Source organism: Streptomyces spongiicola (genome assembly GCF_003122365.1).
GTDB classification, from domain to species: Bacteria; Actinomycetota; Actinomycetes; order Streptomycetales; family Streptomycetaceae; genus Streptomyces; species Streptomyces spongiicola.
The window spans coordinates 4,867,576-4,883,330 of record NZ_CP029254.1; the positions used below are offsets into that span (position 1 = coordinate 4,867,576).

General features: G+C 72.5%; 14 protein-coding genes. 1 reads left to right on the plus strand and 13 read right to left on the minus strand.

Annotated elements, in window-relative coordinates; all coding sequences use genetic code 11:
• Positions 1-374: 374 nt before the first annotated feature.
• From DDQ41_RS21435 to DDQ41_RS21490, 10 genes are all read right to left on the minus strand, one after another.
• Positions 375-1,238 (minus strand): TetR family transcriptional regulator, encoded by an 864-nt coding sequence (locus DDQ41_RS21435; RefSeq protein ID WP_109297864.1) that lies wholly within the window; start codon positions 1,236-1,238, stop codon positions 375-377.
• A gap of 11 nt (positions 1,239-1,249) precedes the next feature.
• Entirely contained in the window at positions 1,250-1,636 is a 387-nt protein-coding gene (locus DDQ41_RS21440; protein ID WP_109297863.1) for a thiol-disulfide oxidoreductase DCC family protein, read from the minus strand.
• 17 nt (positions 1,637-1,653) lie between these two features.
• Positions 1,654-2,088, minus strand: a complete 435-nt coding sequence (locus DDQ41_RS21445; protein WP_109295930.1) for a hypothetical protein — start codon at positions 2,086-2,088, stop codon at positions 1,654-1,656.
• 1,490 nt (positions 2,089-3,578) lie between these two features.
• Positions 3,579-4,802: a cytochrome P450 family protein gene (locus DDQ41_RS21455; RefSeq protein WP_109295931.1), complete on the minus strand. Its 1,224-nt coding sequence runs from the start codon at positions 4,800-4,802 to the stop codon at positions 3,579-3,581.
• Positions 4,799-6,034 carry a cytochrome P450 gene (locus DDQ41_RS21460; RefSeq protein WP_109295932.1) on the minus strand — a complete coding sequence of 412 codons (1,236 nt, stop codon included), beginning with the start codon at positions 6,032-6,034 and terminating at the stop codon, positions 4,799-4,801. The genes DDQ41_RS21455 and DDQ41_RS21460 overlap by 4 nt, the downstream gene beginning before the upstream one ends.
• Positions 6,031-6,657, minus strand: coding sequence for a GTP-binding protein (locus DDQ41_RS21465; protein WP_109295933.1), 627 nt, complete (start codon positions 6,655-6,657; stop codon positions 6,031-6,033). The genes DDQ41_RS21460 and DDQ41_RS21465 overlap by 4 nt, the downstream gene beginning before the upstream one ends.
• Entirely contained in the window at positions 6,638-6,994 is a 357-nt protein-coding gene (locus DDQ41_RS21470; RefSeq protein WP_109295934.1) for a DUF742 domain-containing protein, read from the minus strand. The genes DDQ41_RS21465 and DDQ41_RS21470 overlap by 20 nt, the downstream gene beginning before the upstream one ends.
• Complete coding sequence (locus tag DDQ41_RS21475; protein ID WP_109295935.1) at positions 6,991-7,422, minus strand: roadblock/LC7 domain-containing protein; 432 nt, start codon at positions 7,420-7,422, stop codon at positions 6,991-6,993. The genes DDQ41_RS21470 and DDQ41_RS21475 overlap by 4 nt, the downstream gene beginning before the upstream one ends.
• The gene (locus DDQ41_RS21480; protein ID WP_109295936.1) at positions 7,419-9,182 is read right to left on the minus strand and encodes a sensor histidine kinase; all 1,764 of its coding nucleotides are present in this window, start codon (positions 9,180-9,182) and stop codon (positions 7,419-7,421) included. Before DDQ41_RS21480 ends, DDQ41_RS21475 begins: the two co-directional genes overlap by 4 nt.
• Before the next feature lie 744 nt (positions 9,183-9,926).
• Complete coding sequence (locus DDQ41_RS21490) at positions 9,927-11,333, minus strand: aldehyde dehydrogenase family protein (protein ID WP_262508527.1); 1,407 nt, start codon at positions 11,331-11,333, stop codon at positions 9,927-9,929.
• Between the two features lie 58 nt (positions 11,334-11,391).
• On the opposite strand from DDQ41_RS21490, the gene DDQ41_RS21495 reads away from it, so the two are divergent.
• Complete coding sequence (locus tag DDQ41_RS21495) at positions 11,392-12,144, plus strand: TetR/AcrR family transcriptional regulator (RefSeq protein WP_109295939.1); 753 nt, start codon at positions 11,392-11,394, stop codon at positions 12,142-12,144.
• 431 nt (positions 12,145-12,575) lie between these two features.
• Here DDQ41_RS21495 and DDQ41_RS21500 read toward each other — a convergent pair whose 3' ends face one another.
• The 3 genes from DDQ41_RS21500 to sdhA form a co-directional block, all read right to left on the minus strand.
• Positions 12,576-13,106, minus strand: coding sequence for a hypothetical protein (locus DDQ41_RS21500; RefSeq protein ID WP_109295940.1), 531 nt, complete (start codon positions 13,104-13,106; stop codon positions 12,576-12,578).
• A gap of 129 nt (positions 13,107-13,235) precedes the next feature.
• Entirely contained in the window at positions 13,236-13,997 is a 762-nt protein-coding gene (locus DDQ41_RS21505; protein ID WP_109295941.1) for a succinate dehydrogenase iron-sulfur subunit, read from the minus strand.
• A complete protein-coding gene (sdhA, locus tag DDQ41_RS21510; RefSeq protein ID WP_109295942.1) occupies positions 13,997-15,751 on the minus strand; it encodes a succinate dehydrogenase flavoprotein subunit in 1,755 nt (584 codons plus the stop codon). Before sdhA ends, DDQ41_RS21505 begins: the two co-directional genes overlap by 1 nt.
• Between the last annotated feature and the right edge of the window lie 4 nt (positions 15,752-15,755).

Consider the following 15,755-nt stretch of genomic DNA (forward strand, 5'->3'; position numbering starts at 1 on the left):
GGGAAGCGACTCCGGTCGCGCACCTCGGGTGACGGGCTGACCGCCGCACGAACAGGGCCGGGCGGGAAGGGCATTCGGGCGATGCCCTCGATCCGGGGCATGCGTCCACGGGAGCCCGGCCCGGTACGACGCCCTCGCACCACCCCGGTGGCCCGGCCGGTCGAGCGGTCCGACCACCCCGGCGGCCCGACCACCCCGGCGGCCCGACCACCTGGGCGGTGCGACCACCTGGGCGGTGCGGCCGGTCGTGCGGTGCGGCCACCTGGGCGGTGCGGCCGGTCGTGCGGTGCGGCCACCTGGGCGGTGCGGCCGGTCGAGCGGTACGGCCACCCGGGTGGTGCGGCCACCCGTGCGGTGCGGCCACCCGTGCGGATTCATGCCGTGGTGCCGCGCTCCCGGCGTTCGCGGCCGCCGGCGCCCGGGCCGGCGCCCGTGTCGCCTCCGTAGCCGCCTCCGTAGCCGCCCCTGCCACCCGGCGGGGCCGAGGAGCTGCGGTCCGCCGCCCGCCCGGGCTTGCCCGAGGCGGCCATCCCCGCGGCCGTCGGCATGAAGTCCCTGAGCAGCTCGTGGGTCTCCTGCACGAGGGGGCGCAGGACACGGAACCGGGAGAGCGAGATCGCCCGGGCGGTGACCGGCGCGAGCCGCTCCACGAGGCGGCGGCTGTTGGCGCAGCCCTCGGAGCGGTCGTACACCCAGAACAGCACGAGCCCCATCTGCTGGAGCCAGAGCAGCCGCGGCAGCGCGTCGGCGAGTTCGGGGTCGACCTTGACGGCGGCCCCGGACAGCACCCGCCGGTGGACGTCGACGGCCGCCTCCCGCGGCCCCTCCGACTCGGGTGAGAAGGGGCTGAGCGGGCTGTCCGGGTCGGCCGCGTTCTTGAAGAACTGGGACGCGAACTCGTGGTACGGCTCGGCGATGTCCAGCCAGCCGAGCAGGACCCCGCGGATGCGCCTCGCGAGGTCCTTCTCGCCGCCGTCCAGGACCTCCGCGACGGCCGCCTGGTGCTGTTCGGCGATCCGGTCGTAGAAGCCCTGGACGAGGTGTTCCTTGGAGGAGAAGTAGTAGTAGGCGTTGCCCACGGAGACCCCGGCCTCCTGGGCGATGGCCCGCATCGTCGTCCTGTCGTAGCCGCGTTCCTGGAAGAGCCGGAGTGCGGTCTCGAGGATGAGGGTGCGGGTCTGCTCGCTCTTCGCGGGCTTCGCGGCGCGGCCCTGCTTCTCGTCCGTCGCGTCGTTCACGGTGAGCGAGCCTAGCCGGGCGGTGCCGGTACCTCGCACCGCCCTTCGCAGGGGGCGGCCGTGAACTCGCGGTACTTCGCCGCGGCGAGGACCGCCACCCTGGCGAACGGCTGCCCGGCGGGGGTGCTCAGCCAGTGCGCCCTGGGCCGGTGCTCGGCCAGCGCCCAGAGGCAGACGATCCACGCGGCGGCGGACCGGTACACCTGGCCCCGGTCGCCGATCACGGTGATCTCCCGCAGGGTGCTCCCGTGGTCGAGGTCCGGGAAGCGGCGCCTGGCCTCCGCGGAGGCCGCCGGGACGAGGTCGAGCGGGACGAGCTGACGCTGTCGCAGCAGCCAGTGGCGCAGATGGACGCAGAGCGGGCACTGCGCGTCGTAGAGCACCGTCAGCCGCTGCACGGGGACCCCCACGGTGTTCACGCGCCTGTGGCGGGCGCTGTCCAGGGCCCCTGGCCGGCCGGCCCCGTCCAGCCCTGCGGCGGGACCGGCGGGGTCTGCTCGCGCTCCATCACTCCGCGCCGGCGGATCCGGTTGAGCACGTAGACGTTGGCGAGGTGCATCACACCGAGGACGAGCAGGACGACCCCGAGCTTCACCGAGAGGGCCTCGAACAGGCGTCGGGCGTCGGCCACGGCGTCGTCCTGGCCGAGGTGGAGGGCGACGAAACCGAGGTTGACGAGGTAGAAGCCCACCACCAGCAGGTGGTTGACGGCGTCCGCGAGTTTCTCGTTCCCGTGCAGGACGTCGGCGAGGAAGATCCGTCCGTTTCTGCTGAGCGTACGGGCCACCCAGACGGTGAGGGCGACGCTGATCAGCAGGTAGACGACGTACGCGACAACAGTGAGGTCCATGCCCCACCCTCCCTTGAACGTGTTCAAAAGGCGTGTCCACGACTGTAGCGGCCCTCTTGAACACGTTCAAGTCGGCAGGGGCGGTGGGATGCCGGCGGGCGGAGTGGGCTCGGGGTGCATAGGCCCGGCCGGATGACACCCGCCTACGACGCGGCGGGGGACGGCCCGGCGGTGGCGCTCCCGCGTTCCCCGGTCTGCGACCGCCGGATGTGGGACGGACAGCGGGACGCGCTGACCGAAGCCGGATACCGCGTCGTGCGACCCGGCTTCAGGGGCCTCGGCGGGCTTCGGCGGGCCTGGGCGGGCTTTGGGCGACACCCCGGCCCAGGCCGTGCGCCCCTACCGCGACGCGGACGGCGTCCCCGCTCTTCCGGACACCCTGGGGATCGGGCGGGCGGCCCTCGCCGGGGCCTCGTTCGGGGGCGGCGTCGCCGTCGAGACCACCGCGCGGTGCCCGGAGTGGGTGTCGGCGCTCGCGCTGCTCCGCGCCGGGCTGCCGGGCCGTGAACCGGGCCCGGATCCGCCGGCCTTCGACGGGGAGGAGGACGAACTCGTGCGCGCGGGCGGCCTCGACGCTACGGTCGAGCTGAACGGGAGGACCTGGCTGGGCCCGGAAGCCGGTGGGGCCGTATGCCTCTGCGCGGCCGTACAACGGCGGGTACGGGCCGTGCGGCGGTACGCCTTCGAGGGCCGGCTCGCCGCGGACGCCGAGGCGGAGCGGGCCCGTGCGGCGGGACAGGCAGGTGCGGCGGAGCGCGCCCGTGCGGCGGGACAGGTCGGTGCGGCGGAGCAGGTCGGTGCGGGGCCCGGGGACGGCCTCGGCCGTCGACCCGGCCGCGATCGGCGCACCCGCCCCCGTGGTGTCGGGCGGTCAGGACCTCGGGGACTTCCGGGCCGTGTCGGGGCGCGTCGCCGAACTGGTCCCGGCGGCCCGCTCCGTGGTGCTTCCGCGGGCCGGGCACCCGCCCTCACCGGAGTGGCCGGCCGAAGTGGCGGACCTGCTCGTCGGCTTCCTCCGGGATCCGGCTCCCGCCCCGGGGAAGGCGCCGAGGGAGCCCGTAGGCCCCGGGCGGGCCGGGCTGGCCCGGGCGTTCCCGGCGGGACGCGGGCCGGACGCGCCCCGGTCGGCGGGTTCCCGCACAGGGAGCCGTGAGCCGTGCGCCCCGTGCGGCCGGCGGCTCGCGGTCTCGATGTCGCCCGGTGGGCAACCGCCGACCGTGCGCCCCGTGCGGCCGGCGGCACGCGGCGGACGGACCGCCCGTCGGGACGTGGTGCCCCGGAGCCCCGGACCGGCCCGCCGGTCCGGACAGCCGTCCGGACCGGGCGAACCGGTGGCTCAGACCAGGTGGACCGGAAGCTCAGACCGGGCGAACCGGCGGTTCAGACGAGCTGGACCGGAAGCTCAGACCGGGCGAACCGGTGGCTCAGACGAGCTGGACCGGAAGCTCAGACCGGGCGAACCGGTGGCTCAGACGAGCTGGACCGGAAGCTCAGACCAGGTGGACCGGAAGTTCGTACAGGTCGTTCTGGGTGACGACGGGCTTGTTGCGCAGCTCCTTGGGGTGCACGGCCAGCCTCAGTTCGGGGAATCGCGCGTAGAGCGCGGGCAGCGCCACCCCCGCCTCAAGCCGGGACAGCGCGGCGCCGGGGCAGACATGCGGGCCGTGGCCGAAGGCGATGTGCCGGTTGGGCGAGCGGGTGATGTCGAAGACCCCGGCCGTGGGGCCGTGCGCCTGCTCGTCGCGGCCGATCGCCGCGTAGGAGACGATCAGGGCGTCCCCCGCGGGGATCACCCGGTCGCCGACCGGCACGTCCTCGGTGGCGAACCGGATCAGGACGTGCGAGGTGGGGGTGGACCAGCGGAGCGTCTCCTCGACCACCGCGTCCCAGCCCACCTCGCCGGAGCGGACGAGCGCGAGCTGCTCGGGGTGGGTGGAGAGGTTGACCACGGCGTTCACGATCAGCGAGATGGTGGTCTCGTGACCGGCGGCGATCATCAGCTGGAGGGTGTTGACGATCTCCTCGTCGGTCAGCCGGTCGCCGTCCTCCGAGGCCTGGATCAGGGCGCTGGTGAGGTCGTCGCCGGGTTCGGCGCGGCGGGCTTCGACGATCCGGCTCATCATCCCGCCCAGCTCGCTGAGGGTGGCGACCACCTCTTCCGGAGGCGTCTGGGTGGAGAAGAAGCGGTCGAAGAGCACCTTGAGCCGGGGGTGGTCCTCGCGGGCGATGCCCATCAGTTCGCTGACGACGTTCATCGGCAGCGGATAGGCGAACTCGGCCTTCAGGTCGACGACGTCACCGGGGCCGTGGGAGGCCAGCCCGTCGAGCAGCTCCTCCGTCATTTCGCCGACGCGGTCGCGCAGCAGCTCCACCCGGCGGGGGGTGAGGGCCTGGGCCACCAGGGTCCGCAGCCGCCGGTGGTCCGCTCCGTCCACGGTGAGCATGGAGCGGCCCGGGTTGGCCAGGCCGATCAGCGGCCAGTCCGCGGGTATCTCGCCGCGCCGCCACGCCCCCCAGACCTCGATGTCCTTGACCAGCCGGGGGTCGGTGAGGAGGCGGCGCGCCTCGGCGTGGTGCGTGACCGCCCAGACGGGGACCCCGCCGGGGAGTTCCACCCCGGCGAGCGGCCCTGCGGCACGCAGCAGGGCGCTCTCCGCCTCCAGGTCGGTGACGAAGGGGTCGAGGGCGATGCGTTCGGCGCTGCTCTGGGTCATCTTCCGGCGTCTCCAAGTACGGGGGTGGGGGTGAATCGCACGGGCAGTGAGGTCAGGCCGCGCAGCCACGGGGACGGCCGACGGGTGAGGGATTCGGCGGGGACGGCGAGATCGAGGTCGGGCAGTCGGTCGAGCACCACTTCGATCCCGGTCCTCGCGATCACCTCCGCGACCTCCTGGGCGGCGAACGGGCAGCGGTGCTCGCCGTGGCCGAAGGAGAAGAAGGCGTTGTTGCCGCCCGTGAACGCCGCGCCGTCGACGCGGACCTGGGGGTCGGAGTTGGCCGCGGCGAGGCCGAGCAGCAGCAGGTCACCGGACCTGATGTGCCGTCCGCCGAGCACGGTGTCGCGGGCGGCCCAGCGGCCGGCCACGTTCTGGGTGGGGGTGTCCTCCCACAGGACCTCGTTCATCGCCTCGGCGACGCTGTGCCGGCCGCCGAACAGGGACGCGGCGAAACGGCCGTCGGTGAGCATCAGCCGCAGCGAGTTGCCGATCCAGTCGGCGGTCGGCTGGTGGCCCGCGGCCATCATCACCATCAGGTCCTGCATGATCTCTTCGTCGGTGAAGCCGGAGTCGTCCTCCAGCATCCGGGAGATCACGTCGTCGCCGGGCTCGGCGTGCTTCTCGGCCAGCAGGCGCTGCATCGACCCCGCCAGATGGCTCTGTCCGGCCAGCGCGCCCTCCCTGCCGTTGATCATGTCGTTGAGGGCGGTGACCAGGCCCGGCCCCTCCTCGTCGGGGAAGCCGTACAGCCGTGCCAGCACCCGCAGCGGCAGCAGCATCGCGTAGTCGCCGATGACCTCGGCCGATCCCTTGTCGCAGAAGGAGTCGACCAGTTCGTCCGCGAAGCGCTCGGCGTGGCGGATGAGTTCGGTCGCCTCGACCCCCTCCAGGGCGTTGCCGATCATCGCCGCGCGCTGCCGGTGGCGCTCGCCGACGGTGTAGAGGATGGACGGCTGCTTGCGGCCGATCATGGGCAGCAGGGGCCAGTTCTCGGGGACGGCGTCCCACTGGTTCCACAGGTCGGAGTCACGGCTGAAGAGCGCCGGGTCGCCGGTCACCTGGTGCAGCTCGCGGTAGCCCAGCACCAGCCATGCGGGTATGTCGCCGTCGAGGAGCACGGGGACCACTGAACCGTGGTCCCGCCGCATCTCCCGGTACAGCTGGGCGGGTTCGGTCTGGAAACGGGGGCCCGACAGGGGGACGGCCGTATGTCCGTCGGGGCTGGTCAAGGGGCGCTCTCCTGGGTGGCGTACAGGGACTGGACATGCTGGGCGAGAGAGATGAGGACGTTCTTGCTGGAGCCCCGGGATCGGGCGTCGCAGCTGACCAGCGGCACCGCGGGGTCGAGGTCGAGTGCCTCGCGCACCTGCTCGTGGCTGTACGGCGTACCGCCGAAGTCGTTGCAGGCCACGATGAACGGGGTGCCGTGCGCCTCCAGTCGGTCGATCGCGTACCAGGAGTCCGCGATCCGGCGGACGTCCACCAGGACCACCGCGCCGAGCGTGCCCGAGAAGAGCCGGTCCCACAGGAACCAGAAGCGCTCCTGGCCGGGCGCGCCGAAGAGGTAGAGGACGTTGTGCTCGTCCAGGGAGATGCGGCCGAAGTCGAACGCGACGGTCGTGGAGGTCTTGGCGCTGACCTCGGTCGTGTCGTCGACGGACTCCCCGGCGAGGGTCATCGTCTCCTCGGTGTTGAGGGGACGGATCTCGCTCACGGAACGGACCATCGTGGTCTTGCCGACGCCGAAACCCCCGACGATCACGATCTTGATGCCGTTGTCGGAGGTGGCGTGCAGTGCGGGGCGTGCTGACGGCTGGTCGACGGCCGGCCGGTCAGAGGTTGCGGAGGCCAACGAGCACCTGCTCCAGGAGGTCGGGGGCGGGAAGGCGGTGAGTCGGGTCGGCCGGGCGGGGGTGCCGGGCACTGACGTGCCCGACGTCCAGCAGGTCCGACAGCAGCACCCGGACGATGCTCACCGGGAGGCGCAGCTCGGCGGCGATCTCCACCACGGCCGTGGGGCGCTCGCACATCCGCAGGATCACGGCGTGCTCGGACTGCATCCCGGGCGCCGGCGCGCGGTCCGCGACGATCAGCGTCACCAGGTCGAGCGAGTCCGACCCTGCGCTGCTGCGGCCCCCGGTGAGTGTGTACAGCCGCTCCGGTGAATCGTCTCTGCCGGGACGGCTCATGACCCGCCGGCCGCACGCGGGGCGGCGCGCAGGTAAACGCCGATCTGCTCCACCAGTTCGCTGACGTTGTGCCCGATGAGTCCGGCGTCGGCGTCCTCGGCGGCCACCACCGCGAGATGCGCGCCCTCGCCCGCCTCCACGATGAACAGGATCCCCCCGTAGAACTCCGTCATGGCCGAGCGCACCCCGCCGGAGCCGTCACCGAACTCGATCGACGCGCCGTGGGACAGCGACTGGATGCCGGCGGCTATCGCGGCGAGCTGGTCGGCCTGGTCCACCGACAGCTCCGGGGTGCGGCAGAGCTTCAGGCCGTCCCTGGAGAGGACGAGCGCGTGCCGGGTGCCGGGTGTCCGCTCCAGCAGGTTGCCCAGCAGCCAGTCCAGGCTCTCGTCGGTGGTCGCGGTGGGGTTGTGGGCGGTAGTGGTCATCGGGGGGTGTCGCCTTCCGGGTGCGAGGACGTGGCCGGGGCCCGGCCGGGAAGCGTGGTGGGGGCGATGTCGTCAGGGTCCGGGGGTGCCGTGGTGTCGTCGCCGGGAGCAGTCCGTACGGCCTGCCGGAAACTGCTGAACCTGGCGATGCCGGACTTCACGTCGCGGGGTGGGGAGGTCTCGGGGTCCGGAGGCGCGGGCCGGGTGCTCTCGGCCGCCGCCAGGGTCTGCCCGCGGCGGCGGCGGGGGAGCCGGCCGGGGTCCGCGGCCGCGGGCTCCGGCGCACCCGCGGGCGCGGGCTGCGGCCGGACCGGGGGCGCGGGCCGCCGGTCGTCGGAGGAGCGCGCCTGCGCGGGGACGGCCGCGCCGGGCAGGGCACGGCGCTGTGCGGGGACCGTGACCGGGAGGGCGCCGGGGGTGGAGCGGGGCGCCCGGGAGGCGACCGAGGGGGCGCCGGGGGCGGCGCCGACCCGGCCGTCGCGCCCGGCGGGCCGGCTGAGCAGTTCGTGCGGGATGAGCACCAGCACACCCGTGCCGCCGCGTGCGGAGGGACGGAAGGAGACCGTCAGCCCGTGCTTGCGGGCGAGGCGCCCCACCACCGCGAGGCCGAGCCGGGTGCCGGACAGACCCCCGAGGTCGGTCACGTCCCCGCTCACGGCGTGCATGGCGCGGCGCAGTTGGACCTCGCCCATCACCAGGCCGCTGTCTTCCACGGAGACGATGGCCCCGGCCGGCACCTCCTCCACGTACACATGGACCTCGGCGGTCGGGGGCGAGAAGTTCGCCGCGTTGTCGAGGAGTTCGGCGATCGTGTGGATCACGCCCTCGGCCGCGTGACCGGCCACGGCGACCTCGCTCACCGAGTGCACCCGCACCCGCTGGTAGCCGGCGATACGGCTCATCGCGCCTCGCAACACGGATTCCATTCCGATCGGCCTGGCCCAGCGGCGGCCCGATCGCGAGCCGGTCAGCACGGCGATGGAGTCGGCCAGACGGCCGGCCTGCGCGGCCCGGTGGTCGAGATGGAGGAGGTCGCCGAGGGCCCGCTCGTCGGTGTGGCGCTCCTCCATCTCGCGCAGGTCGGCGAGCATGCTGGTGATCAGAGCCTGCATGCGACCGGCGGACTTGGCGCAGGCGGAGAGCGCGGACGCGCGGTCGGCCACGGCGCGGCGGGACTGGGCGACGAGCCGTGCGTTCTCCTCCGCCAGCGTCTCGCGTTCGCGGGTGTGCTCCTCCAGCATGCGCTCGCGTTCGCGGGTGTGCTCATCCACCAGTTGCCTGCGCTCCCTGGTGTGGTCCTGCATCAACTGGCCCCGCTCCAGCACGTGTTCGGCGTTGATGCGGTCCCGTTCACGGATGTGCTCGGCGGTCAGCCGCTCACGCTCCGACCTGAGCTCCTCGGCGAGGCGCGCGTGCTCCCGGGTCAGTTCCTCGGTGCGCCAGGACAACTCGCCGGTCAGCCGCGACCGTTCCTTGGCCATCTCCGCGGACAGGGCCTCCCGGTCGCGGCGCAGCCCGTCGGCGTCCTGGGCGGTGGCCATCAGGCGGAGTTGGAGGATGCGCGAGGACTGGACCGCATGGGTCGCCAACGCGACCGCGCAGCACAGCAGCACCGCGCCGGCGCCCATGGCCCAACCGAGCGCGGAACGGGCCTCTTCCGGGGCGGCGGCGGTGGCGAAAACCACTGTCGCCGAGCTGACCAGGGCTGTTGCCAGGAGGGCAAACAGGGACGCCCTCAGGGGGCCTCGTTCGTCGTCCATGGCGGGAGGGGCAGGCGACGCCGTCATCAGTGTCCTTGGAGTGGCTCGCGGCACCGGGCTCACTGAGGCGTCGTCGAGCATGACCGTCACACCACGGCCATTAGGCGGCAACTATAAGTGATGAGGTGACAGTTATGGAAAGCCGATGACCGTCGAATTTTCTCCCTGTGCCAAACCTGTGAGAGAAGACGGAGGTTGGAGCGACTTTCGGCCACGGAATGCCGGCGGGGGCGGCGGGCCTCTCCCGAGGGTACCCCCAACTCAACGCATCTGAACGGCTGTTCGGTTGCCGGGGGGCTCCCGCGAGAGGTATGACGGGGAGCCGGGCACTCGCCGGCCGATCCGCGCGCTCGTCCTCCCTGCGCGCTCACCGTCCTCCCGGCGCGCCGACGCCTGCCCTGAGGGCGTTCGCCGTGGTGGAGGACCAGGGAACGCGGAGCCTGTTTCCGGGATGGCCGACGGCGGCGCCGCGACGAACGCACTGCTGTCCGGTCCGCGCGAAGGCCGCCTGCCGTCTGCCGCCTGCCGTCTGCCACCTGCCGCATGTCACCTCCCGTCTGCCGTCTGCCACCTCCCAGCTGCCGTCTGCCGTACGTCCGGTGCCTCTCGGCGCGTCCGGCTCCGGGGTGCCCGAGGCGGGGTGCCCGAGCCGGGGTGCCGGCACCACCCGGCCGCAGCGGTGTCCCTCTCGCGGGTGGCGGCGCCGTCGGCGTTCCGGGCCCGCCCTCGGAAGAGGCCGCGCCCTCAGAAGAAGTGGCGCAGGAGGCGGGACTTCAGGGTGGTGAAGGGCGGGTAGGCGAGTCGGAGGGGGTCGGCGAGCAGGGGCTTGTCGAAGACGGCCTTGGTGTGGCTGAAGGTGTCGATGGAGTACTCCCCGTGGTAGTGGCCGAGACCGCTTTCGCCGACGCCGCCGAAGGGGAGGCCGGGTACGGCGAGGTGGACGATGGGAGCCCCGAACGACAGGGCGCCCGAGGAGGTTTCCGAGGCGAGGCGGCGCTTGGACGCCGCGGAGGCGGTGAAGGCGTACAGGGCGAGGGGCTTGTCCCGGGCGGTGATGAAGTCGATCGCGGCGTCGAGGTCGGGGACGCGGATGATCGGCAGTACGGGGCCGAAGATCTCCTCGCTCATCAGGGGCCCGTCGGTGTCGACGTCGGTGAGGACGGTCGGGGCGAGGTAGCGGGTGGCGCGATCGTGGTCGCCGCCGGTGACGATCCGGCCGTCGCCGAGGAGGCCCGTCAGGCGGTCGAAGTGGCGCTCGTCGACGATGCGGCCGTAGTCGGCGCTCCCAGCCGGATCGGCGCCGTACATCTCGCGAATCGCGGTGGTCAGGTGCTGTTCGAGCGCGGTCGAGGTCTCGCCGACGGCGAGGACGTAGTCGGGGGCGACGCAGGTCTGACCGGCGTTCATGAACTTGCCCCAGGCGATGCGGCGGGCCGCGGTCGCGAGGTCGGCGCCCGGCTCCACGACGGCAGGGCTCTTACCGCCCAGTTCCAGGGTGACCGGGGTGAGGTGGCGCGCGGCGGCGGTCATGACGACGCGGCCGACCTTGCCGTTGCCGGTGTAGAAGACGTGGTCGAATCGCTGTTCCAGCAGGGCCGTCGTCTCCGGTACGGCTCCCTCGACCACGGTCACGGCCTGCGGGTCCAGCGTGCGGGGCAGCCAGTGGGCGAGCGCGGCCGACGTGGCCGGGGCCAGTTCGCTGGGCTTGACCACCGCGGTGTTGCCCGCGGCGATCGCGCCGACCAGCGGAGCGAGGGCGAGCTGAAGAGGGTAGTTCCACGGGGCGATGACCAGGACGGTGCCGAGCGGCTCGCGCACGGTGCGGGCGCGGGCCGGCCGCAGCCCGAGGGGCACCGAGGCGCGCCGCGGGCGCAACCAGCGGTCGAGATGGCGCAGGGTGTGGTCGATCTCGTTGATCGTCGACGCGATCTCGGTGGTGTACGCCTCGGTGGCGCTCTTGGCCAGGTCGGCATGGAGCGCGGCGGTGAAGACGTCCGTCTGCTCGACGAGCAGGCGTCGCAGGGCGCGCAGCTGGGTCTTTCGCCAGGCGGTGGACTTGGTGCGGCCGGTGGCGAAGGTGGCGTTCAGTCGGGCGACGAGGTCCGCCGCGCCGGTCGGGGTGAGGGTCTCGACGTGTGTGGGAGCGCTCATGCCGACGAGCATATATGAAACGGAATGTTTTCGTTTCGTTGTCCGGTATCATCGCGGCATGACCCGCACCACCCCTCCGGCCCCGCAGCCCGACGCAGCCCCGTCCGCTCGGCGGCGAGGACGCCCCCGCGACGCGGCGCGGGATCGGGCGCTGCTGGACGCGACGCTTGCCGTGCTGGTCGAGAGCGGCTTCGGCGGGCTGACCACGGCCGCCGTCGCCACCCGTGCGGGGGTCTCCACCGCCACCCTCTACCGGCGCTGGTCGTCCAAGGAGGAACTGGTGGTCGCGGCCGCGGCCACCTGCACCGAGCCCCACGAACCGCCGGCCACCGGCACCCTCGAAGGCGACCTGCGGGTGGTGCTCCGGGACAAGGCCGCCGCCATGACCGGCGAGGGCGGTCGGCTGATGCGGGCCCTGGTCGGCGAGGCCGCACACAACACGGCCCTCGCGCAGGCGCTGACGGCCGCCGTTCTCGAACCGGCGTACCGGAGGGTCGCCGACGTCGTGCGAAGCGCGGTCGAGCGGGGCGAGATCCCGCCCGTGGAGGACCTGGGCCTCCTCGGAGACGTGGTGCTCGGTCCCGTCATGAGCAGTTTCTTCTTCACCTCCCGGCTGCCGGAGCACATCGGCCCGGCCGCCGCGCGGGAGCGGGCGGACCGCCTTCTGCCCTTCGCCCTGAGCGCCGTCGGCGGCGGGCGGCCCCCGTCTCGCGACGCGTCCACCGGGTCGGCGGACGCCGACGCCGGGGGCGGCGGCGCCGAGTCGCTGCCACGGGAGCCGCTGCCGCCGCCGGGCGCGGCCCGGACCTGAAGAGTGAAGAGCGCCAAGCACGGCTCGCCCGGTCCGGTCCGTTCCGGTTCGATTCGGTCCGGTTCGGTTCGGCACGACCTGGCCCGGTCTCGCGCGGGTCGGCGAGGACCGGTGAGGTGTGCGCCCGTGGGGCGAGGACCGGTGGGGCGAGGACCGGTGGGGCGAGGACCGGTGGGGCGAGGGCCCGTGGGGTGAGGGCCCGTGGGGTGAGGGCCGGTGAGGCGTGCGCCCCTGGGGCGAGGACCGGTGGGGCGAGCGCCCGTGGGTGAGGGCCGGTGCGGCGAGTACCGGCGAGGAGAGGGCGCGGCCACCGGAGAGCGGTGGCCGGGGCGGGCCCCCTCGGGCGGAGGTCCGGGTCGCATGTGAGGTCCGGGCGCCGGGAGCGGCGGCGCGGTACCCCGGGCGGGGCGCCGGGGGAGCGGGCCGAACGGCTATGCGCTCAGCAGGCGCGCATGGGCGACCTGCCCCATGACCCAGTACAGGGTCTCCGGACCGGTCGCCGGGATCAGCGTGGTGTGGTGGCGGCCGCCGCCGGCGACGCCGACCTGGACGTAGCCGGTCGTCCGCCGCTCCTTCATGAGCAGGAAGAGCAGCCCGAGGAGGCAGAAGACGGAGAAGACCACCGCCAGCACGATGGCGTGCGTGGGGGTCTTCTCCTCGGTGCGGGACAGGTCCGTCACGTTCCACACCGCCCCCTTGAGGGGCAGCGTCCCGTTCGGGGTCATGACGGAGTCCTGGACGACGGTGATGTCGCCGATCATCAGCGGGGGTGAGCCCGGAAAGCCCGGAAAGCCCGGAGCACCCTGGGCGCCCAGTGGCGCGGGCGGTGCCGGGGCGAAGCCGTGACCGTACTCGGCCGCGTCCGGCGGGTACGCCGGGCCCCACCGGTAGTCGCGGCCGTCCTGGTAGTCGCGGCCGTCCTGGTAGTCGTGGCCGTCCTGGTAGGGGTTCGGCTTGTCCATCGGTCCCCGCTCTCGCATCACAGAAGCCGGCACGGCAGAAGCACGTGTGACGGAAACAGCGGCCAAGGGCCCGTTTCCGCACTGCGAGCGTACAGAAACGGGCCCTTGACGGGGCGTCTGACTCCGCGCTCAGAAGCGGCGGGTGATCAGCGCGCGCTTGACCTCCTGGATCGCCTTGGTGACCTCGATGCCGCGCGGGCAGGCGTCCGTGCAGTTGAACGTCGTGCGGCAGCGCCACACGCCGTCCTTCTCGTTGAGGATCTCCAGGCGCTGCTCGCCCGCCTCGTCACGCGAGTCGAAGATGAAGCGGTGCGCGTTGACGATCGCCGCGGGGCCGAAGTACTGCCCGTCGTTCCAGAACACCGGGCAGGACGACGTGCAGGCGGCGCACAGGATGCACTTGGTGGTGTCGTCGAACCGCTCGCGGTCCTCGGCCGACTGCAACCGCTCGCGCGTCGGCTCGTTGCCGGTGGTGACCAGGAACGGCATGACGTCCCGGTACGCCTGGAAGAACGGCTCCATGTCCACGATCAGGTCCTTGAGGACCGTCAGGCCCTTTATGGCCTCGATCGTGATGGGCTTGTCCGGGTTGATGTCCTTGATCAGCGTCTTGCAGGCGAGCCTGTTCTTGCCGTTGATCCGCATCGCGTCGGAGCCGCAGATGCCGTGGGCGCAGGAGCGCCGGAACGTCAGCGTGCCGTCGACATCCCACTTGATCTTGTGGAGGCCGTCGAGGACGCGCTCCTTGGGGTCGATCTCGATCCGGAAGTCCTCCCACACGGCCTCGGCGGAGACCTCGGGGTCGAAGCGGCGGATCCGGAAGGTGACCGTGATGTACGGGGAGGCGGGCTGCGCCTCGGCCTCGGCCTTGTCCAGTACGGGGGTAGCCATCAGTACTTACGCTCCATCGGCTGGTAGCGGGTCTGGACGACGGGCTTGTAGTCGAGACGCACGGTCTCGGTGCCGTCGGCGCCGACCTCGCGGTACGCCATGGTGTGGCGCATGAAGTTGACGTCGTCGCGGTTCGGGAAGTCCTCGCGGTAGTGGCCGCCGCGCGACTCCTTGCGGGCCAGCGCGGAGACGGCCATGACCTCCGCCAGGTCGAGCAGGTTGCCCAGCTCGACGGCCTCCAGCAGGTCCGTGTTGAACCGCTTGCCCTTGTCCTGGACGGACACGTTCTTGTAGCGCTCGCGCAGCTCGGTGATCTTCTCGACGGCCGTCTTGATGGTCTGCTCCGTACGGAAGACCATCACGTTGGCGTCCATCGTCTCCTGCAGCTCGCGGCGGAGTTCGGCGACCCGCTCGCCGCCGGTGGAGTGCCGCAGGCGCTCGATCTGCTCCTCGACGAGGGCGGCGGGGTTCTCCGGCAGGTCGACCCACTCGGCCTCCGCCGCGTAGTCGGCGGCGGCGATCCCGGCGCGCTTGCCGAAGACGTTGATGTCGAGGAGGGAGTTGGTGCCGAGGCGGTTGGCGCCGTGCACGGACACGCAGGCGACCTCGCCCGCGGCGTACAGGCCCGGCACGACGGTGGTGTTGTCCGCCAGGACCTCGCCCTCGACGTTGGTCGGGATGCCGCCCATCGCGTAGTGCGCGGTCGGCTGGATCGGGATCGGGTCCGTGTAGGGCTCGATGCCGAGGTAGGTGCGCGCGAACTCGGTGATGTCGGGGAGCTTGGCGTCCAGCTGCTCCGGCGGGAGGTGCGTCAGGTCCAGGAAGACATGGTCGCCCTCGGGGCCGCAGCCGCGGCCCTCGCGGATCTCGGTGTAGATCGAGCGGGAGACGACGTCGCGGGAGGCGAGGTCCTTCATGACGGGCGCGTACTTCTCCATGAAGCGCTCGCCGTCCTTGTTGCGGAGGATGCCGCCCTCGCCGCGGGCGCCCTCGGTGAGGAGGATGCCCATGCGCCAGATGCCCGTCGGGTGGAACTGGAAGAACTCCATGTCCTCCAGCGGCAGGCCGCGCCGGTAGCAGGCCGCCTGGCCGTCGCCGGTGAGGGTGTGCGCGTTGGAGGTGACCTTGAAGAACTTGCCGGTGCCGCCGGAGGCGTAGATCACGGACTTCGCCTGGAAGACGTGGATCTCGCCGGTGGCCAGCTCGTATGCGACCACTCCGGCCGACTGCCTGACCCCGTCGACCTCGGTGATCAGCTGGTCCAGGACGTAGAACTCGTTGAAGAACTCCACGCCCTCCTTGACGCAGTTCTGGTACAGCGTCTGGAGGATCATGTGACCGGTGCGGTCCGCCGCGTAGCAGGACCGGCGTACCGGGGCCTCGCCGTGGTTGCGGGAGTGGCCGCCGAAGCGCCGCTGGTCGATGGTGCCCTGCGGCGTCCGGTTGAACGGCAGGCCCATCTTCTCCAGGTCCAGGACCGCGTCGATGGCCTCCTTCGCCAGGATCTCGGCGGCGTCCTGGTCGACCAGGTAGTCACCGCCCTTGACCGTGTCGAAGGTGTGCCACTCCCAGTTGTCCTCCTCCACGTTCGCCAGCGCGGCGGCCATGCCGCCCTGCGCGGCGCCCGTGTGGGACCGGGTCGGGTAGAGCTTCGTCAGCACGGCGGTACGGCTGCGCTTCGTCGCCTCGATGGCGGCGCGCATGCCGGCGCCGCCGGCGCCGACGATGACGGTGTCGTACTTGTGAATCTTCATGGTG